The sequence below is a fragment of the Serratia proteamaculans genome (genome assembly GCF_013337185.1).
Classification (GTDB): domain Bacteria; phylum Pseudomonadota; class Gammaproteobacteria; order Enterobacterales; family Enterobacteriaceae; genus Serratia; species Serratia proteamaculans_D.
This window is the reverse complement of the sequence record NZ_SWDE01000003.1, coordinates 258,575-278,462: the sequence shown is the minus strand read 5'-3', so window position 1 is coordinate 278,462 and position 19,888 is coordinate 258,575. Positions and strand designations below refer to the sequence as shown.

19 protein-coding genes are annotated in these 19,888 nt (G+C 57.7%); 9 read left to right on the top strand and 10 right to left on the bottom strand.

What is annotated here, in order from left to right; all coding sequences use genetic code 11:
- Positions 1-165 precede the first annotated feature (165 nt).
- Positions 166-621, top strand: a complete 456-nt coding sequence (gene hpaR / locus FCL49_RS14855) for a homoprotocatechuate degradation operon regulator HpaR (RefSeq protein ID WP_174354172.1) — start codon at positions 166-168, stop codon at positions 619-621.
- Positions 622-670: 49 nt separating this feature from the next.
- Here hpaR and FCL49_RS14850 read toward each other — a convergent pair whose 3' ends face one another.
- Genes FCL49_RS14850 through FCL49_RS14830 form a run of 5 tightly spaced genes read right to left on the bottom strand, consistent with a single transcriptional unit; the run spans position 671 to position 5,096 of the window.
- Positions 671-1,453, bottom strand: a complete 783-nt coding sequence (locus FCL49_RS14850) for an SDR family oxidoreductase (protein ID WP_174354171.1) — start codon at positions 1,451-1,453, stop codon at positions 671-673.
- 4 nt (positions 1,454-1,457) lie between these two features.
- Positions 1,458-2,255, bottom strand: a complete 798-nt coding sequence (locus FCL49_RS14845; RefSeq protein WP_174354170.1) for a MoaF C-terminal domain-containing protein — start codon at positions 2,253-2,255, stop codon at positions 1,458-1,460.
- A 10-nt stretch (positions 2,256-2,265) separates the two neighbouring features.
- Positions 2,266-3,048 carry an SDR family NAD(P)-dependent oxidoreductase gene (locus tag FCL49_RS14840; protein WP_174354169.1) on the bottom strand — a complete coding sequence of 261 codons (783 nt, stop codon included), beginning with the start codon at positions 3,046-3,048 and terminating at the stop codon, positions 2,266-2,268.
- On the bottom strand, positions 3,041-3,628 hold the full coding sequence (locus tag FCL49_RS14835) for a DUF3156 family protein (protein WP_174354168.1): 588 nt from the start codon (positions 3,626-3,628) through the stop codon (positions 3,041-3,043). The genes FCL49_RS14840 and FCL49_RS14835 overlap by 8 nt, the downstream gene beginning before the upstream one ends.
- Complete coding sequence (locus tag FCL49_RS14830) at positions 3,603-5,096, bottom strand: APC family permease (protein ID WP_174354167.1); 1,494 nt, start codon at positions 5,094-5,096, stop codon at positions 3,603-3,605. Before FCL49_RS14830 ends, FCL49_RS14835 begins: the two co-directional genes overlap by 26 nt.
- Before the next feature lie 568 nt (positions 5,097-5,664).
- Here FCL49_RS14830 and FCL49_RS14825 point away from each other — a divergent pair.
- The 4 genes from FCL49_RS14825 to FCL49_RS14810 all read left to right on the top strand — a co-directional run bounded on the left by FCL49_RS14825 (position 5,665) and on the right by FCL49_RS14810 (position 9,651).
- Complete coding sequence (locus FCL49_RS14825) at positions 5,665-6,312, top strand: LuxR C-terminal-related transcriptional regulator (protein WP_174354166.1); 648 nt, start codon at positions 5,665-5,667, stop codon at positions 6,310-6,312.
- Positions 6,313-6,456: 144 nt separating this feature from the next.
- A complete protein-coding gene (locus FCL49_RS14820; RefSeq protein WP_174354165.1) occupies positions 6,457-7,629 on the top strand; it encodes an MFS transporter in 1,173 nt (390 codons plus the stop codon).
- A 13-nt stretch (positions 7,630-7,642) separates the two neighbouring features.
- Positions 7,643-8,755: a class II histone deacetylase gene (locus tag FCL49_RS14815; RefSeq protein ID WP_174354164.1), complete on the top strand. Its 1,113-nt coding sequence runs from the start codon at positions 7,643-7,645 to the stop codon at positions 8,753-8,755.
- An 89-nt stretch (positions 8,756-8,844) separates the two neighbouring features.
- Positions 8,845-9,651: an alpha/beta hydrolase gene (locus FCL49_RS14810; protein ID WP_174354163.1), complete on the top strand. Its 807-nt coding sequence runs from the start codon at positions 8,845-8,847 to the stop codon at positions 9,649-9,651.
- Positions 9,652-9,690: 39 nt separating this feature from the next.
- Here the strand turns inward: FCL49_RS14810 and FCL49_RS14805 are convergent, their stop codons facing one another.
- The 3 genes from FCL49_RS14805 to FCL49_RS14795 all read right to left on the bottom strand — a co-directional run bounded on the left by FCL49_RS14805 (position 9,691) and on the right by FCL49_RS14795 (position 12,238).
- Positions 9,691-10,056 (bottom strand): cupin domain-containing protein, encoded by a 366-nt coding sequence (locus FCL49_RS14805; protein ID WP_174354162.1) that lies wholly within the window; start codon positions 10,054-10,056, stop codon positions 9,691-9,693.
- 21 nt (positions 10,057-10,077) lie between these two features.
- Positions 10,078-11,379, bottom strand: a complete 1,302-nt coding sequence (locus FCL49_RS14800; RefSeq protein ID WP_041418871.1) for an NAD(P)/FAD-dependent oxidoreductase — start codon at positions 11,377-11,379, stop codon at positions 10,078-10,080.
- Between the two features lie 100 nt (positions 11,380-11,479).
- A complete protein-coding gene (locus FCL49_RS14795; RefSeq protein WP_174354161.1) occupies positions 11,480-12,238 on the bottom strand; it encodes a helix-turn-helix transcriptional regulator in 759 nt (252 codons plus the stop codon).
- Positions 12,239-12,504: 266 nt separating this feature from the next.
- On the opposite strand from FCL49_RS14795, the gene FCL49_RS14790 reads away from it, so the two are divergent.
- Positions 12,505-13,632 (top strand): iron-containing alcohol dehydrogenase, encoded by a 1,128-nt coding sequence (locus FCL49_RS14790; protein WP_174354160.1) that lies wholly within the window; start codon positions 12,505-12,507, stop codon positions 13,630-13,632.
- Positions 13,633-13,917: 285 nt separating this feature from the next.
- Here FCL49_RS14790 and FCL49_RS14785 read toward each other — a convergent pair whose 3' ends face one another.
- Both FCL49_RS14785 and FCL49_RS14780 read right to left on the bottom strand, forming a co-directional pair.
- On the bottom strand, positions 13,918-14,487 hold the full coding sequence (locus tag FCL49_RS14785; RefSeq protein WP_174354159.1) for a GNAT family N-acetyltransferase: 570 nt from the start codon (positions 14,485-14,487) through the stop codon (positions 13,918-13,920).
- Between the two features lie 102 nt (positions 14,488-14,589).
- Entirely contained in the window at positions 14,590-15,519 is a 930-nt protein-coding gene (locus tag FCL49_RS14780) for a LysR family transcriptional regulator (RefSeq protein ID WP_174354158.1), read from the bottom strand.
- Between the two features lie 135 nt (positions 15,520-15,654).
- Here FCL49_RS14780 and FCL49_RS14775 point away from each other — a divergent pair, with 135 nt between their 5' ends.
- From FCL49_RS14775 to FCL49_RS14765, 3 genes are read left to right on the top strand one after another with little or no spacing between them, the layout of a single operon-like run.
- Positions 15,655-16,995 (top strand): aspartate aminotransferase family protein, encoded by a 1,341-nt coding sequence (locus FCL49_RS14775; RefSeq protein WP_174354157.1) that lies wholly within the window; start codon positions 15,655-15,657, stop codon positions 16,993-16,995.
- 15 nt (positions 16,996-17,010) lie between these two features.
- The gene (locus FCL49_RS14770) at positions 17,011-18,519 is read left to right on the top strand and encodes a CoA-acylating methylmalonate-semialdehyde dehydrogenase (protein WP_174354156.1); all 1,509 of its coding nucleotides are present in this window, start codon (positions 17,011-17,013) and stop codon (positions 18,517-18,519) included.
- A gap of 3 nt (positions 18,520-18,522) precedes the next feature.
- Positions 18,523-19,887: an APC family permease gene (locus FCL49_RS14765; protein WP_174354155.1), complete on the top strand. Its 1,365-nt coding sequence runs from the start codon at positions 18,523-18,525 to the stop codon at positions 19,885-19,887.
- Position 19,888: the final 1 nt, after the last annotated feature.

Here is a 19,888-nt window from a genome sequence, read left to right as displayed (position 1 = left end):
GTATTAATCATTTTCAGGCGATTTTTCCACCCAATATGACGTTTTCGCTTTATCCGTCGGGGTAAACCTGGCTACTATTAAGTTATTAATAAATCCAGACTGCACCGGGCATTGCCTGCGAGCGGTAGCGGAATAACGAACACCTTGATAGCTAAGGCCAAATCTATGCATGAATCCTTGACCATTGCCCTGCTGCAGGCGCGTGAAACCGCCATGGGGTTTTTCCGCCCGATCCTGAAAAGCCATAATCTGACCGAGCAGCAGTGGCGCATCATTCGCGTGTTGGCCAACAGCCGTTCAATTGAGTTCCACGAGTTGGCGGCAGAAACCTGCATTCTGCGCCCCAGCCTGACCGGCATTTTGTCGCGCATGGAGCGCGACAAGCTGATCTTCCGCCTGAAGCCGGTTAACGATCAGCGCAAGCTGTATGTGTCGCTGACCCAGCAGGGCCAGGAGTTATATGATGTGGCACGCCATCAGATAGAAAAGGGTTACGCCGAGATTGAGGCCGCGTTTTCGCAGCAGAAGATGGGCCAACTGATGACCTTGCTGGACGAACTGATCCGGCTGGGCGACCAACTGCCCGCCAACGTGACTGCCCACCCAACAAAAAAGCTTTAGGGGCGCTGCCTGCTGCGCCCGTATAAATCGGGACGAACCTGTTCGTCCCCTACGGATGAGCCTCGGGGAGTAATGCGCCGCCGTCCACCACCAGCGTTTGTCCGGTAATATAGGCCGCCGCCGGAGAGGCGAGAAACACCATCGCCGCCGCGATGTCTTCCGGCTCCCCCAGCCGCCCGAGGGGCACCGCTGCGGCAATCGCCTGATTGACCTCTGCGCCCCCCAGATTGGCCATGGCCGGCGTGCGGATCATCCCCGGCTCCACACCATTGACCCGAATACCCGCCGCCGCCAGCTCCAGCGCCGCCGCGCGAATAAAACCGTTCACCCCGGCTTTGGAGGCGGCATAGTGTGCCAGCCCGGGATAAGCCACCCGTGGCCCGGTCACCGACGAAGTCACCAAAATGCAGCCGCCTCCCTGGCGTTGCATCCATACCTGCGCCGCCTGTGCCAGAAAAAACGGCGCCATCAGATTGACGCTCAGCGTGCGTTGCAGCAGCACCGCGTCAATTTCGGCAAAGGGGGTCAACGGGAAGTAGGCCGCGTTGTGAACCACCACATCCAGCCGCTGATGTTGCTGTCCCACCGCCGCCACCAGTTCGGCTATTTGCCCTGGGTCGGCCAGGTCGCAGGCCATCGCCTGCACCCGCCATCCCTGCTGCTGTAGCGTCTCGGCGGCATCCTGCGCCTTCTGCAGTTGCAGATCCGCCATCACCACCGTCGCCCCCAGCCGGGCAAAGGCGCTGACAATCGCCAGCCCAATGCCCTGCGCGCCGCCGGTCACCAGCACCACCTGGCCGCTAAAGGCATCCGCCGCATAAGTTGTCTTCATCGGCCTATACCCGTGGATGACGAGTGGTGTTTAGCACCTGCGCATGGGCTCCCACGGCAAAATTGCTCAGCGCACTGAAATCGCTGCCCTGATAACCGAGGATCTTGCCGTCAGTGCGCATGCCCTGCAGATCGATCATCACCACGCCCAGCGTCGGCACGATCTTCTCGCGCCACACGAACAGGTAAAGTTTTTCGGCCACCTTCACGTAGTGACAACGATCGACATCCGCCAACCCTTTCTCCACCCCGTCCAGACACTGCCAGGCGTAGAAATTGTCGTTCAGGTAGATATGTTCGTAACGTTCGGTCGGGCTGTAGGTGTACATATTGCGCATGCCGATTAACTCATCGGTGAAGTGCGGTGGCGCCACGGTCGCATCATCCAGCGTGCCAAAGCGGAACTCCGCATTGACCGCCGTCAGCGGCAACCCTTGTTCTACCCGGCTGAAGGCGTCCAGACGGGTTTGCTGCTCGTCCGGCAACTGGCCGTAGACCGCGGTGAAATTGCCCTGATTGCGATCGCACACCAGCGTAATACTGGCGTTATCCTGCCCAGGATCGAGAAAATCAATAAACAGAATGCCGGGACGAATGCTGGTGGCGCGATAAGCGATGCCCCGATACTCGCCCCAGCTCAGCGTCTGCTGATCGACGAAATGACAGCTCAGCGTTTCCCCGTCGGCAAAGCGCAATGCCAGCGTGGTGCCGCTCAGGCCATGCTGCTGTTCCAGCGTATTGCTGTGCGGCGCAAAGCCTTCCGCCAGTGCGCCAACCTGAATGAATATCGCTTCTGAACTCATTTGATGCTCCTTAAAGGGAAGTAAATGCCAAAGTCGGCACGTCGACAATGGTTGAGCCGCCGTCGGCCACCAGCGCCGCGCCGGTTATAATTGACGCCTCTGCCGAACAGAGAAAACGGCAGATGCCGGCGATTTCCTCGGCACTGGCCGGGCGGCGTAACGGCACGTCGCGGCACACCCGCAGGTAGGCTTGTTCCAGCGTCAGCTGGTGCGCGGCCATCAACGGCTGCATCTCTTCATCCGCCATCGGCGTCGTCACCCAACCAGGGCACACCGCGTTGGCGCGCACCCCCAGCGGGCCGTAATCGCGGGCGATGGATCGCATCAGCCCGATCAGCGCATGTTTGGCTGTCACATAGCCGCAGACTTCCGGCCCGGCGGCCAGTGAGGCAATAGAGGCGACAAACAGCAGGTTGCCGCCGCTTTTCACCAGTTCCGGCAGGCAGGCACGGGCGCTGGCAAAAGCGCTGTTGAGATTGCTGTCCAGCGCCTGGCGCCAGGCATCGTCACCGATCTCGGTAATGCGCCCCACCCCCATGCCGCCGGCGCAACCGATCAGACAGTCGATGCGCCCGGCCTGCTGCAAAATGGCCGGCAGCAACAGGCTTTGCCAACACTCCCCGCTGGCGGCGTCACCGACCAACGCCTGAGCGCCAATCTCATCGGCCAGTGCGGCCAGCGGTTCACGGCGGCGGCCGATGATAAACACCCGATCGCCATGGGCTGCCAATAACCGGGCGCAGGCGGCCCCAACGCCGGTGCCGCCACCGGTAATCACCACCACTCTACTCATCGATTTTCTCCATCAATTGGCCGATCATCAGCAAGCTGCTGAGCAGCAACCGCCGTTGCTCCGGCTCCAGCCGCAGATAGCGACGAGCGGCGGGCAAACGGCTGACCACTTCCGATGCGGCAAAATGTTCGATCTCCAGCCGCCAGCGACCGGCAACCACCGTCAGTTGAATACGGCGAAAATCAAGTTGCTCCAGCGTTTGGCCGATCTGCGGATAACGCTGCAGGGCGGCGATCACCCGTTGCGCCGTTGCGTCATTCCGGCTGGCGCGATAAACCACGCCGCTTCGCCGTAGCCATCCCCCGGCGGTAATACGCAGCGTCAGCGGCTCTGTCAGCCTGCAGTCCCCCTGCCGTTGAAAACGCTGGCTGACGATATGTGCCATAAACAGCGCGCTAACCTGTTCGCTGATGTCGACAACCGGCCCCTGTGGCAACATCAGCCGCAGCAGGCACGGCGCAACGCGCTCGCAGGCGTAGGGCTGCAGATTGTTCGCCAGGCGGCTGAGGGTCACCCCCGGCTGATAGCCTGTCGGCGTTCGCTGCCACAGGCGGTTAAGTGAGGGAAGTAAGCCGATCAAACTGCGCCTCCTCGTTTTCTGCCTTGGCAAAAGCGGTTTCCAGCACCTGCTCAACCGGCACCGGTTTGAACGGGTTGACCTTCTGCACGCACAGGGTCCAAAACAGCGCGTAAGCGGCTGTCAGGCCAATCATGATGCTGAAAGGGATATACACCGCGCGCGGGTTCATGCCTGGCGGAGTGATATAGATAATCGCCAGCACGATACCGACGCTGGAGACGATTTGCGGCAGCGGGAACCAGGGCGATTTGTAGGCACGCGGCAGATCCGGACGGCGGATGCGCAGGATCACCACCGAACAGGTCACCAGCAGATAGGCCACGCCCCAGGCGCACACCGCCGCCAGCACCAGCGGAATAATACGGTCGAGGTTGCCCTGGATGGCAAAAGCGTGCACGCAGGGGATCAATACCGCCACCAGGATCCCCACCACCGGGGTTTTAAAACGCGGATGCAGATAAGCGAAAATGCGCGGCAGCGCGCCATCCAGCGCCATCCCGTAGAGAATACGCGGCACCGCCGCCATCAGCGTATTGATGGTCGCTGCCCCGGCCAGCAGCAGCCCGATGCCCAGCCAGTATTTGCCGAATTCCCCCATCACCTGGCCGGCAAAGGCCGGAATGGCCATCGGCGTGTCCAGCAGATGGACGCCATTGGCGGCATCCACCAGCACGTTTTCCACCTGGTGGCTGAGCGCTGCGCCGTATAACGCCATGCAAACCGCCACGCCGCACAACCCCAGCGACATGGCTCGCGGGATCACACTGGCCGAGCGTTTGATCTCCGGTGCCATCGGCGTAACCAGTTCGCAGCCGACGAACATAAACATCGCCATGCCGATCAGGCTGAACACCGCGAACGGATCGTTCAGGCTCAGCGTGCTGCCGAACCAGCCTTCCAGCGGTACCGCATGCGGTGAAAGCAATCCGGCAATGCCGAAGATCACCAGCGTGCTCCACATGGCGAAGGTCAGCACGATTTCCGCCTTACCGAACGCCTCAATGCCGAAGGCGTTGAGGATGCCGAACACCACCACCAGCCCAACCCCGACCATCCAGGAGGCATTGTGAGTTTCCATCAGGGTGTTGAGGTGCTCGAAATTCACCAGCGCCATGATGCCGGAGAGAATGGTTTCGGCGGTACCGGCAAAGATGTGCACGATCAGGTAAGCCGACAGTGCGCCGGTAATGGCAAAAAAGCGTCCCATGCCGCAGGCGATATAGTCATACACCGAGCCGGAAGTCGGCAGTATCGCCGCCGCCTCGGAGAAGGTGGTGAGCTGGGCCTGCATCATGATAAAGGCGATCAGCATCGCCAGCGCGAAGGTATCACCGCCGATACCGAAACCGCTGGTGACGGTGAGGATCACCGGACTGGCCATAATCACCCCGACCGAACTGGCCAGCGTGGTAGGGAATCCGACCTTGCCCCGCTCAAGATGGGCGTGAAGCCGCGACGACAGGTTCATGGGTATTTCCTCTTATAGTTTTATCGTTTTGCCCTGATGTTGCATTTGCAGGTGTAACGTCGCCAGTGGCGGCAATATCACTATAGAGAGGAAAAGAAAATGCTGACTATCGTCCTTAAGAACGAGGCCGAGCCATAGCTTTTTCGTCTTACCCTGGTCGCCCGGCCAACCGTTATGGTTTTAACCGGATCGAAGCGGTTTTTACCGGGGAATAAGAGAGGTTGCGTTTGTCTATCGTTCTTAGGAACGAGACGCCGATGGCGGCTAAACGGGGGTGATAAAAGGACGATTCGTGGTGGGGACGTCACTCTAAATGGGAAATCGCTGTAAATTCAGCGGGAAGGACACAGCACACTCGTTAATATATTAATGAAATATGGGCACCCAATGACCACCTGGGACTTCAACCACCGGCCGTCACCTTGTTATTTATGTATTTTATTGCAATCCGGCTCACGTTGTTAATATGTTTTTATTGTGTTGCGAAATTGCTACAACTATGCTTGTATCGTTCATATATTGACCGCGGCAGTTCTCCAGTCTGAATGATAAAAGGAGGAAATGAATCATGCACACTACACCATCCGATGCCTTTATCACTAGCTGCCTGAACACCATTGCGCACCTGATCCCGGTATCCGCCGGGGTATTTTATTTGGTGAACTCGGATCTGCGGCCAGACCATTATATTTTGCATGACATTTCCGATAAAACCCATCAGCAGTATTTGAACCATTTCCAGCAGATTGACCCGCTTAAACCGGCCAACTTCCACCAGCAGGATATCAATATGGTCGGGATGAGCCCGGCGGCAATCAACAATAACCGCCATTATTATCATGACTTTATGCTGCCCAATAATATGCGCGATATGACGGAGATATTTATCCGCCAGCGTAAGCGCATTGTCGCCGGGGTGTCTTTGATTCGCGATACGCCGTTTACCGAACTCGAACGCGGTCGCCTGCGGGCGGTGATGCCGCTGATAGAACTGGCGACCCGCGATCTGTTGCCCGGCGGGGAGGCCCAATTGCTGACCGCCAAGGAGCAAGAGATCGTCAATATGGTGCGCGAAGGGGCCAGTAATAAACGCATAGCACTGAAATTGGGTATTTCCCTTTCCACAGTAAAAACCCATATGCGTAATATTTTTGCCAAAACCGAAGTCGTCAATCGCACCGAATTGGTCGCCAGCAGCTTTATTGCGCACGGTTAATAAATTAAGCCATAGCAATGGCTTATAACCGATAAATTAAACGCGTTAATTATTCGCCATTCATTAATGGCGCGGTTTCCGCCTGCCCAAAATAGGGTACCGCGGATATATCTGACCCAGACTTGCCCGGTGGAGATAATTTTTATGTCCAGTGATTCTGTTTCCGTACCCGCAGCCGGGGCGGCCCTCCCCTGCCCGCCGCGGCTGTTGACCGCCATTATTATCTTTGCCGCCATTGCGCCTGGCATCCTGATGACCGCACCGGCGGTAGCGGCACAACTGGCCAGCCAGTGGCAGCTGACCCCGGCGCAAGTCGGCCACCTGTTTTCAACCGAACTGGGGGCGATGAGCCTGGCCACGCTGCCCGCCTGGTGGTGGATTGGTCGCGTTAACTGGCGCCGGGTGGCAGCGCTGGCGGCAGGGATGTTTATCGCCGGTAACCTGGCCTCGGCTTGGGTCAACGATTTCAGCCTGCTGCTGGGGTTGCGCTTTGTCGCTTCGCTGGCGGGCGGCACCTTGATGATCCTGTGCATCACCTGCGCCGCCGGCACCGCCAACCCCAGCCGGGTCTATGCCCTGTGGGTACTGGGCCAACTGGTGCTGGGAACGATCGGGCTGCTGGTCCTGCCTGCATTGTTTGCCCATTTTGGCCTGATGGCGGTCTATCTGATCCTGGCGGCTATCATGCTGTGCTGCCTGCCGCTGATCGCTGCCTTCCCCAGCGGGTTTCACCCGGTGCCATCCGCCGCCCATCACGCTACAACCCCCTGGCTGCGTAAAGCCTTCGCCGTGCTGGCGGTACTGACTTTTTACATCAGCCTGAGCGCGGTCTGGACCTTTATCGGCAGCATCGCTGCCGCTGCCGGCCTTTCGCCGGTCAATAGCGGACAGATACTGGCCACGGCCACGCTGTTCGGCATCGCCGGTGCCGGAGGTGCGGCGTTAATCCGGGTGCGACACGCGGGTAATCGACTGATTTGGCTGAGCTATGGCTTGTTGATCGCCGGCATCGCGCTGCTGACTCGTGAGCCCCTGCTGCTGCGCTTTGCGGTGGCCGCCGTGTTGTTCAAATTCACCTGGACCTTTGTACTGCCGTTTATTCTGGCTCGCGTCGCCGGGCTGGATAACAACGGCAAGTTGATGAACAGCATCAATCTGGTGATTGGCGGTGGGATGGCGATTGGCCCGACGCTGGCCGGTTATCTGATTGAATCTTTCGGCGGTTTCGACGCACTGCTGGCCGGTGCGCTGGGCTGCTCCTTGCTGTCGTTACTGTTGATTTTGTTGGCTTCACCGCGCGCACGCCGCGCCGTTTAACAGGAGTAAAAAGGTGAAAAGAAAAACCGGTTTCTTGTTTGATGAACGCTGCTTCTGGCACAGCACCGGCCTGCACGCCACCACACTGCCGGTCGGCGGCTGGGTGCAACCGCCTTCGGGGGCCGGCCATGCCGAGTCACCGGAGACCAAACGGAGGATGAAGAACCTGATGGACGTGTCCGGCCTGTCGCGCCAGCTCACACTGCTGAGCGCCGAGCTGGCGACCGATGAAGACCTGCTGCGCATTCACCCGGCCGACTATCTGCAACGTTTCAAACAGTTAAGCGACAACGGCGGCGGTATGCTGGGAGAGGAAGCCCCGCTGGGGCCGGGCAGTTATGAAATCGCCAAACTGTCCGCCGGGTTGGCCTGCGCCGCCGTCGAAGCGGTACTGCAGGGCGAACTGGAAAACGCCTATGCGCTGTCGCGCCCACCCGGCCACCACTGCCTGCCGGACCAGTCGATGGGCTTTTGCTTTTTGGCCAATATCCCGATCGCCATCGAACGAGCCAAGGCTAAATACGGCCTGGGCAAAGTCGCGGTGCTCGACTGGGACGTACATCACGGCAATGGTACCCAGCATATCTACTGGCAGCGGGACGACGTGTTGACGCTGTCGCTGCATCAGGACGGGTGCTTCCCCGCCGGGTATTCCGGTGAACAAGACCGTGGTGCCGGAGCGGGTGAAGGCCATAACATCAATATTCCGCTGCTGGCCGGTGCCGGTGACGACGGCTACCTGTATGCGATGCGCCAAATCGTTATCCCGGCGCTGGAGCAATTCCAGCCGGAACTGATCATTGTCGCCTGTGGCTACGATGCCAACGCCATCGATCCCTTGGCACGCATGCAGTTGCACAGCGACAGTTTTCGCAGCATGACGGCTTTGGTGCAGGACGCCGCCGATCGTCTGTGCAACGGCAAACTGGTGATGGTACACGAAGGGGGGTACGCCGAATCCTACGTGCCGTTCTGCGGCCTGGCGGTGATGGAGCAGCTCAGCGGCATCCGCACCGAAGTGCAGGATCCGCTGCTGGCCTTTATCCAGCAACAGCAGCCACGCGAGGCCTTTAATCAGTTCCAGCGTCAGGCTATCGACCGGCTGGCACAACAATTCAAACTGTAATTTCTCTTCGGGGCACAGCACGTTGTGCCCCTTGGCAATTCTGGCTTTGCCGCTACGCTGAATATGACCCTTCCGATGAGAACAATGATATGTCTGAACAAAAAATCAGCTTTATCAAAGGCAGCCAGGGCGATATCGCAGTGCATGACTGGGGCCATGACCAGCCGCGCTTTCTGGCGCTATTGGTGCACGGTTACGGCGAACATCTGGGCCGCTATCAGTACGTGGCGCGCACCTTAGAGGCGCAGGGCGCACGGGTATTCGGCCCCGACCATCTCGGCCATGGATTGTCACAGGGTGAACGCGTATTGATTGAGGATTATGATGCTGTAGTCGACGACGTTCACCGCACAGTTGAGCATTTTAAGGCATTGCACCCTGATCTGCCGCTGGTGGTCATAGGCCATTCCATGGGCGGCATGATCGCCACCCGTTACGTTCAGCGTTATGGCGATAACCTGCGTGCGCTGGTGCTGTCAGGCCCGTTGATCGGCGAAAGAACCCAGATCTCCGATCTGCTGGCGTTACCGAAGATCCCCGATGAGCCGCTAGATACCGCCACCCTGTCGCGCGATCCGGCGGTCGGCATTGCCTATCAGGCCGATCCGCTGGTGTGGCATGGGCCATTCAAACGCCCAACATTGCACGCCATCCAGCAGATGCAGGCCAAAATCAACGCCGGGCCAGGCTTTGGCACATTGCCCACGCTGTGGATACACGGCGAGGACGACCGGCTGGTGCTAATGGCACAATCACAAACCGCCATTAACCTGCTGAAGGGTAAAGATTTTGAAGTCATGATCAATCCGGGCGGACGGCATGAAAGCTTTAACGAGACCAACAAGGATCAGATATTAAGGCGGATCGGCGATTTTATTGAGCGGGTGCTGGGCTAGCGAGTCCCCCTTTCCCGGCGGAAAGGGGGAAGTTCGGCATCAGCCTTCGACAATCGCCAGATAGTGTTTCACAAAGCGATCGGAGGTAATCTCCCAGCGCACCGGGGTCCCCTTTTCGACAAACCATGAGTCACCGGCCTGATACTTTACGGATTGACCGGTGTTCTCGTCGGTCAGGGTCGCCGTGCCTTCCCACACCGTGGCATGTTCGGCGAACGGATACTCCATCACGAAGATGCCACGGGTGCAGCTAAAGATACCGCAGCTCAGGTTGTCGGTCGCCTCCCCAAAAATGCCCGCCACGCCGACGTTCGGCTCACCGGCGATCACGGTGGCACCCAGGTTGCTGACGCTGCCAATGTCCAGCAGTTCAGGCAGCGGTTGTTTAAGCAGTAATGGTTTCATTTCTCTCTCCTGTGATAACAATTAACGGCGGCCTTTCCAGTAGCCGGATGTCTGGTGCCACACCTTGCCGGCGGTGGTCATCACCCGCCGCAGTTTGTCCTTGCCGAAGATATTGACGTGTGGGATCGAACTCATCAGATCGTATCGATCGGATCCTTCACTCATGCCCTCCGCCAACACCTTGCAAACGATATGGCTCGGGGTTACGCCAAAGCCGGAATAACCCTGCACGTAGAACACGTTGTCGTGCTGCGGCAAAGTCCCGATCTGCGGGAACAGGTTGGCGCTGCAACACAGCGGCCCGCCCCAGGCCAGGTCAATTTTGACGTCGTGCAGATAGGGGAACACCTTCAGCATCAGGTTACGGTTCCAGGCTTTGAGATCCGCCGGAATGTATTCGATCAATCGGGTAGCGCTGCCGAACAGCAGGCGGTTTTCGTTGGTCACCCGGTAATAGTCGATCACCGGACGGATGTCGCTGTAAGCCCCGCGGATCGGGCTGATCTGGCGGATCAGCTCGTCAGACAGAGGTTCGGTCGCCAGTTGGAAGGCATAGGTATTGATGGTTTTGTTGTAGATGAACGGCTCCATGCCGTTGAGAAAACCGTTACACGCCCACAGCATCTTGTTGGCCCGCACTGAGCCCATGGCGGTGCGCACCTTGATGCGCTGGCCATACTCCACGTCAATCACACTGCTGTTTTCGAAGATCTTCACGCCGTAACCACTCAGCGCCTGGGCCTCGCCCAGTAGCAGATTGAGCGAATGCACGTGGCCGCCGCCCATGTGTTTCAATGCACAGGTGTAGGCGTCCGATCCCACCACCTGCTTCACCTCAGCGCCGGTATAGAGTTCAATTTCTTCATCCGGCGAGACCGCCTTGAATTCCTTCAGCCAACTGCGCAAGGTTTTCTCCTGGCGCGCATTGCTGCCGAGGTAGCCGTAGCCAAAGCAGAAATCGGCATCGATTTGGTATTTTTTTATCCGTTCGCGAATGATCCCGGCGCCGAGATTGCTGATTTTAAAGATGGTTTCCAGCCCGGCCGGGCCGACGTGACGTTTGATTTTCTCCAGATCGTGGCCGATGCCGGCCATCACCTGCCCGCCATTGCGTCCGGTGCCGCCGTAACCCAAATGGCGGCCTTCCAGAATAGCGATATTGGTGATACCCCGCTCCGCCAACTCCAGCGCGGTATTGATGCCGGAGAAACCACCGCCGATGATCACCACGTCAACGTCCAGATCCTCTTCCAGCGTCGGGAAGCGCAGATCGTACTTTTTGGTTGCTGCGTAATAGGTTAAGGATTCGATATTATTATTCACTGCCGCACTCCCGATGACCCAGCTCTGTCATCGGATTATCAGCAAGCGGCCCGGCGGCCACCATGTCCCCTTAGGGACATTCGCAACAAATAATTAACACTCAGGCGCTGCGACGCAGCGGCGCGGCCAGCAACAGGCTGAACAGTTCGGCCTGCGAACCAATATCCAGCTTGCTGTAGATGTTTTTGCGGTGGTTTTTTACCGTGCCCAGACTGATAAACAGCCGATCGGCGATCTGCTGTGAACCGCAGCCGTCGAGGATCAGATCCACAATCTCACGCTCGCGTGGGGTCAACAGATAACGCGCCTGTACGGCACTGTCGGTTACCCGATCTGGCGTGGCAGGCGCAACCCGCACTTCGCCATGCAGACGAGCGACGCTTTTCAACAGCGTCAATGCGTCACGCAGGTCAGCCAGTTGCGGGGAACGAACCCCCACAGACTGGCGTGCCGAGCCAAAAAACACACCCAGCCCGCGTTCCGCCGTCAGCGGCAGCAGCACGCCGGCTTCATCATGCCAGCCGGTCTTGCGATAAAAATTGCGATAATAATCCGTATGATAAAAACCACAGGGCGCCAGTTGGCGCAGGGTCAATACCTCACCGCATCCCCCGCCGTTCAGCGCCTGATAAAACGGATCCTGCAGGTAAGCGCCCTGCTGGTAGAGTTGATTGACCGCGTCACTGTTTTCTTTCTCGGTTTTGATCAGGCAGCGTGGTGCCTGACCACGTTCGAAGGCGTAAACAATGGCGTTATCGAAGGCGAAGAAACCTTCCAGCCAGGCCAGCAGGCTGGGATAGAAGCGTGCCGTCGCCACCGCGTCGATCACTGCTGATAATCTTTCGACCTGAATATTCATCTTCGCCTCGCCATCATTAATAAATTAACAATCACTTTATTTCGGCTATGCCGTGGCCTGCTTGTTATAGAAAACACTCAATAGCGCCAAATGCAACAGCACAATTGTTTACATGTTAAACAAATCACACCTTCGCCCGGTTATTGCCGTCTGGCCCAGAGGCCCAGAGTTAATATATTAACGGAATGCCTTTCAGGCAGTGAAAAGCAGTGGTTCAGCCGCAGAGGCTGGATTATGCTGGGGTTTTCGCGCGCCAAGGAGAGACCATGACTACCAGCCTGACGATCGCCAACCGCCATACCTGGTTCGGCCACGGCAGTATCAGCCAACTGATCCCATTATTGACCGCTGACCCGCAGCCGACGCTGCTGTTTAGCTGTCGTTCATTCCTCAATGGCGCGGTGTACTCTTCTCTGGCCGATGCGTTGACACCGCTGTTGATCGGCACCGAGATCGTCAGCCACGAAGCCTCACCGCAGGAGATAGACGCCTGGGTGGCACGCTGGCGCGGAAAAGCCCAGCGTGTCGTCGCCATCGGCGGTGGCAGCGTGCTGGATGCCGCCAAAGCGTTCGCCGCCCTGGTGGAGCACCCGCTACCGACCCTGCGCTATATGGAAAAGATCGGCGATACCAAAATCAGCGGAGCCACGCTGCCGCTAATCGCCATTCCGACCACCGCCGGTACCGGCAGCGAAGTCACCCAGAATGCGGTGATCACCGACACTCAATTGAGCAAGGTGAAAGCCTCGCTGCGCCATAACAACTTTGTGCCGCATACCGCCATTCTGGACCCGCAGCTGCTGGAAGGTACGCCGGACAAGGTATTGGCCTATTGTGCCATCGATGCCTTCACCCATTTATTCGAAGCCTACTTGTCCAAAACCGCCAACGCCATGACGCGCGAAATGTCGCTGACCGGCATCCGCCATTTCCTGCTCGCCTGGCCGGCACTTAACCGCAGTGCCCAGGCGCGCGAGGATATTATGCAGGCCTCCTACCTTGGCGGGCTGACGCTGAGCGCCGCAGGTTTGGGGGTGATCCACGGCATTGCCGGCGAGGTAGGCGCCTTGCGTGATTATCACCACGGCCAGGTCTGTGGCCGCCTGCTGTTGCCGTTCCTCGAACTGCTGGCGCAAAGCGACCAACCGCAGCAACGAGCCCTGATGGCCGAACTTGCCGCCCGCCTGTTTCCCGACCAGCAGGACAGCCCGGAGCGCTATCTGATCGACTTTATTACCCGCAACGCCATCGCCAGCTTCTGGCAGGACGACCTGCCGATTACCGCCGATGAACTGGCGGTCACGCTGGCAAAATCCAACAGCAAAAACTCTCTGATCGACTACAGCGCGCCGCAGCGGCAGCTAATGATCGAAGGCGCTTTCCGCGTCGAATGATTATATAATTTGATCAAAGTAATAGCGGGAGATGGGAAATGGGTATTATCAGCTGGATTTTCACTGGCATCGCCATCGGTATCCTGGTCGGCGTACTGATCAAGATTTTTGGCAAGAAGAAAGACCAGTAAACGGCCTTTCAAAGGCGAGTCGCACCGAATGCCTGCTCGACAATACCCTCTTTACGCAACAGGTAACGGCGGTATATTTCCAGTTCGAGCAGGCAACGCCCCCCTGAAAAGTCCGTGCTTCAAATAAATCCAGGACGGGTGCTGCTCACCATGATTACTCCTGCTCACTCACCGGAAAAACGTACGAGTTCAGTACATGATCCTGCCATTTTCCGTTAATTTTCAGATAAGACCGCGCAAAGCCTTCTTGTACAAAACCCAGTTTCGCCAGCGTATTTTTGCTGCGCTGATTATCCGCCAGATGATTGGCCATAATACGGTGTAAGCCATACTGCTGATAGACATAATCGAGGGCCGCTGCCAACACTTCAGACATCAATCCTCGTCCTTCATGTTGTTGATCCAGAGAGAATCCCAGATAGCCTGCCTGAAAGACCCCGTAGACAAAGTTGGTAAAATTGACGCTTCCTGCAATTTCATCTGAATCCTTTAATGAGAAAACCAACAGCAGGCATTTCCTATCCTGATAATCGGGCCAGGATGCGCCAATGCGCTGGCTGATACTGGCGTGGGAATAATAGTCCTCAGTACGCAGTGGCTCAAAAGGCGCAAATTTCTGTTTATTGTTCAGCAAGAAGGTCTGCATCGCCGGGACGAAATCTTCCGTCAAACAATAGACCTCGGTTCTGGCGGTAGAGAAGAGCTTTATTTTTCCCGTGTTCATTTTCATGTCCCTGTGTCACTCAGTTAACTGACTGTATTTCAATCGCCTGTGAGGAGGTTAAAGCATGGGTTGTTCGCGGGCTTTTGGCAGGACGCAGATTACTCAAGCCGTTCCATGGGTCGCCAGCAGGCATTCGTGGAACAGCTTGACTACCCGCTGTGGGCTGGGTGAACGCCGCAACACGCTGGAATACTCGCAATGGTAACGGAACAGCGCCGGTTTGATCGCCCGCATCATATTTTGCGCGACAAAAAACGCCGCATAGTGGTCGGGCAGAAAACCCACGTACTTGCCGGAGAGGATTAAGGTGGCGATAGATTCCTGAGCAAATCCCGTCGCCTTGCGCTGCAAATGCTGCTGCAGGCTCAGCTCCATATTCGGCGAGTGATAACCTAATCCGGCAAAGGCATAATTGTGCAACAGATCCCAATTCAGCCCCTCGTGATTAACGGAAAATAATTCATGTTGCGCGCCGCAATATAAGAACATCCTCTCACTAAATAAGGAACTATAAGATAAACTTTCCGCACTGCGATGCATGGGAATAATGCCAATCTGAAATTGACCGTCAATAACGCCACGTTCAATGGTATTTATTGGCTCGACATACATTTGCAAAGAAACTTCCGGTGCCTGTTCGCTAAATAACGCAATTGCCCGGCCAATATGCGCCTGCGGGTTGCTGACGGTATGATCGAATATCGCCACGTGCAGTTGCCCGCCCAGGCGCTGATGTACGTCATCTACCCCACGGCGAAAAGCCTCGGTTGCCGCCAGCAGGTTAATGGTTTCCTGGTAAATCAGCAGCCCTTCGTCAGTGACCGCAAACCCCTCGCGCCCGCGGTGGCACAGCGTCAGACCCAGTCGCTGCTCCAGATCCTTGATATGTTTGCTGATGGTCGACAGGCTGATATTCAGCTCCAGTTCGGCGGCGCTCATGCCACCACAGTCGACCACTACCTTAAACACCCGCAGCAAGCGCAGATCCATATCCGATAACTGCCCTAAAATCGCACGCTTTTTTACTTGCATAAAACCTTAAGTAAGTTTCGATATTTGATTATTCACATTAGTGAAGAAGCGGCACATAGTCAATTTAAGGCAACAATTTATTAACACGTCAGATTATTTAATTAACCGTACCTATTCTCCCCCTTGGAGGGAAAAATGGCTGATTTAAATCACCCTGAAAATAAACCCGAAGCTGAATGGTTAGAAGCACATTGGATGCCCTTTACCGGCAACCGCAATTTTAAAACCAACCCACGAATGATAAGCCACGCGGAAGGCGTTTATTATACCAGCCAGGACGGCCGCAAGATTTTTGACGGTTTATCCGGATTATGGTGCTGCGGGTTGGGCCATGGCCGCACGGAAATTGCCGAGGCGGCCTACCGACAGCTTTCCCGACTGGATTATTCTCCGGCGTTTCAGTTTGGCCATGCCTTATCTTTCGAACTGGCCAACAAGATTAAAGCCATGACGCCTGCCGGGCTGGACTATGTGTTTTTCACCGGCTCCGGCTCTGAAGCGGCGGACACCTCATTAAAAATGGCACGCGCCTACTGGCGGGCCAAAGGTCAGGCAGGCAAAACCTGCTTTATCGGCCGTGAAAAGGGCTACCACGGCGTTAACTTCGGTGGCATTGCGGTGGGCGGCATCGCCGGCAACCGGAAAGCCTTTGGCGCCAGCGCCGAAGCGGATCATCTGCCGCATACCCTGCTGGCGGGTAACGCCTTTTCACGCGGCATGCCTGAACAAGGAGCCGAACTGGCGGAAGAGCTGAACCGGATCATCACGCTGCGTGACGCCTCAACTATCGCCGCGGTAATTATCGAGCCGTTCTCCGGTTCCGCCGGGGTGATTGTGCCACCGGTCGGTTATCTGCAACGCATCCGCGAGATCTGCACTCAACACAATATCCTGCTGATTTTTGACGAAGTGATCACCGCCTTCGGCCGCTGCGGTGCCCTGACCGGTGCCGAAGCCTTCGGCGTCACGCCGGACATCATGAATATCGCCAAACAGGTGACCAACGGTGCCCAGCCGATGGGTGCGGTGGTGGTACGGCCAGAGATTTATCAGGCCTTTATGACCACCGATGAACCCGAGTATTTACTTGAGTTCCCGCACGGCTACACCTATTCAGCCCATCCGGTCAGTTGCGCCGTGGGGCTGGCGACGCTGGATATCATTGAACGCGAACAGATGATTGAACGGGTACAGGCACTGACACCCTATTTCGAGCAGGCGGTACATAGTTTACAGGGTTGCCGTCATGTCACCGACATTCGCAACTTTGGTCTGGCAGCCGGCATCACGCTGGCGGCGCGACCGGGGGAAGTGGCCCGCAGGCCGTATGAGGTGGCGATGCGCTGCTGGGAAAAAGGCTTTTATGTCCGCTACGGCGGCGACACCCTGCAGCTGGCACCGCCGTTTATCAGCAGCGAGGCGCAGATCGATTCGTTGATCAACGCCCTGGGCGACGCCATCAACGCAACCGAATAATCAGGAGCGAATGCCATGCCTATTGCACATTGGATCAACGGTCAGTCCGCCATCGGCGGCAACCGCAGCCAGCCGGTATTCGATCCGGCGACCGGGCAGTCACAACAGGAAGTGTTGCTGGCCGACCGGGCCACGGTGGAGAGCGCCATCGATGCTGCCGAGCAGGCCTACCCGGCCTGGCGCGATACCCCGCCGCTGAAGCGAGCCAGGATCATGATCCGCCTGAAAGCATTGCTGGAGCAGCACGCCGACCACATCTGTCAGCTGATTACCGCCGAGCACGGCAAGGTGCTCAGCGACGCCATGGGTGAACTGCAGCGCGGCATCGAAAATATCGAGTACGCCAGCTATGCGCCGGAGTTGCTGAAAGGCGAGCACAGCAAGGATGCCGGGCCGGGTATCGACAGCTGGAGCGAATTCCAGCCGCTGGGGGTGGTGGCGGGCATCACGCCGTTTAACTTCCCGGCGATGGTGCCGCTGTGGATGTGGCCGATGGCGGTGGTGTGCGGCAATACCTTTGTGCTGAAACCCTCGGAGCGCGTGCCTTCCTCCACGCTGTATATCGCCCAACTGGCATCAGAGGCCGGGCTGCCGCCTGGCGTGCTGAATCTGGTCAATGGCGACCCCGAGGCGGTAGAAACCCTGCTGCACGACCCACGCGTTAAAGCGGTGAGTTTTGTCGGATCGACGCCGGTAGCGGAGCATATTTATCACACCGGCTGCGGCCAAAACAAACGGGTGCAGGCCTTGGGTGGGGCGAAGAATCACGCGGTGGTGCTGCCGGACGCCGACATCGCCGGTAGCGTCAGTGCGCTGATGGGGGCAGCTTTCGGTTCCTGCGGGCAGCGCTGTATGGCGATCCCACTGGTGGTGGCGGTAGGCGATGACACCGCCGACGCGCTGATCGCCGGGTTACGGCAGCAAATGATCAACATGCGGGTGGGCGCAGGCAGCGACAACCGCAACGACATGGGGCCGCTGGTGACCCACCAGCATTATCAGAAGGTGAAAGGCTATATCAGCCAGGGCGTTGATGAAGGTGCCAGCCTGGTAGTCGACGGCCGCGAGCTGCAGGTGCGGGACGACAGCGGACAGCTCAGTCAGGGGTATTTCCTCGGCCCGACGCTGTTTGACCATGTGCGGCCCGGCATGCGGATTTATCAGGAAGAGATCTTCGGCCCGGTACTGGGCGTGGTGCGAGTCGGCTCTCTGAAAGAAGCGATGGCGCTGATTGATGCCCATGAATACGGCAACGGCACCTGCCTGTTCACCCGCGACGGCGAGGCGGCACGCTACTTCTCCAGCCATATTCAGGTCGGCATGGTGGGGATTAACGTCGCCCTGCCGGTCCCGGTGGCCTACCACTCCTTTGGCGGCTGGAAACGCTCGCTGTTCGGTGACCTGCACGCCTACGGCCCGGATGCGGTGCGCTTTTACACCAAACGCAAAACCATCACCCAGCGCTGGCCATCCTCCAGCGATGCCCAATATGCCAGCTTCAGTTTCCCATCCGGGCAGGGTTAAGCCATGACAGAACATAAATTCAAAGGCAATCTCAGCGTCCTCGACGTGGTGATGATCACCGCCTCCGGCGTCACACCGGCCAGTTCGATCTTCGTCATTGCCCCGCTGGCTATCGCCAGTGCCGGCAGCGGGGCCTTTATTTCGTTTCTGATCGCCGCCTTTATCGCCGCCACCATCGCGCTATGCTACGCCGAATTGGGTGCCGCTCACCCCAGCGCCGGCGGTGAGTACAGCATTATCAAACGGCTGTTCGGTACCCTGTGCGGGTTGCAAACCTACCTGTTTATCCTCAGCGCCGCCCTGTTTGTGCCGGCGGTATTAGCCACCGGCGCGGTGCCCTATTTAAATACCGCACTGGGCACCCAGTTCGACGCTTCTACCGCCGGTATGATCACCATTTTGATCGGCGGTGCCTGCGCCATTTTCAATATCAAGGCCAACGCGCTGTTGACCGGGACTTTTCTGGTGGTAGAAGTCGCGGTGCTGGGCTTAATCGCCTGGCTGGGGTTCAGTAACCCGCACCAGAGCGCCGAAATCCTCACTTCGCCGGTAATGCTCAGTTCCGCAGGCGAACTGGCACCGGTTTCCGTGCCGCTGATCGTCGCCATGGTCGGCGTGGCGCTGTTTTCCTATAACGGCTACGGCGCGGCGGTGTATATGGCGGAAGATATGCGTGAGCAGGGTAAACCCATGGCCACCGCCATCATGCTGACGCTGGTGATTGTGGTGCTGGTCGAGCTGCTGCCCTTCACCGCTCTGCTGATTGGTGCGCCATCTTTGGTTGAAATGGCCAAGCAGGCCGATCCGGTCGGTTACGTGGTCAGCCAACTGGGCGGGCCGACGCTGGCACGGGTGGTCAGCGGCGCGATTTATCTGTCGGTGTTCAACGCCATTATTGCCATCGTGGCGCAGTTCAGCCGGATGATGTTCTCCAGCGGACGCGACGGTTTTTGGCTGCCGCAGGTGAACCGCGCGCTGAAAATCATCCACCCGCGCTTCGGCACTCCGTGGATTGCCACCCTGCTGTTCGGCATTCCTTCGGCGCTGCTGGCCTTCTGCTCCAACCTGGGGGACCTGACCTCCTTTACCGTGATCCTACTGCTATTGGTCTACATCATCATGGCCATCGCCGCGCTGATCAGCCGCCGCCGGGTGCGCTTCCACCACCCGTACCTGATGCCGTTATGGCCGTTGCCGGTGGCGATCGCGCTGATCGGTTGCCTGTACGTCCTCTGGACAATTTTGATCGCCAGTAGCCTGAAAGACTTTATTATCATTGCCGGCATCTTCTGTTTTGGTCTGGTACTGAGCTACATCCGCAACCGGCAGGCCGTCCCGCTGGTTGAACCCTCAATTGAAGGAGAATAAC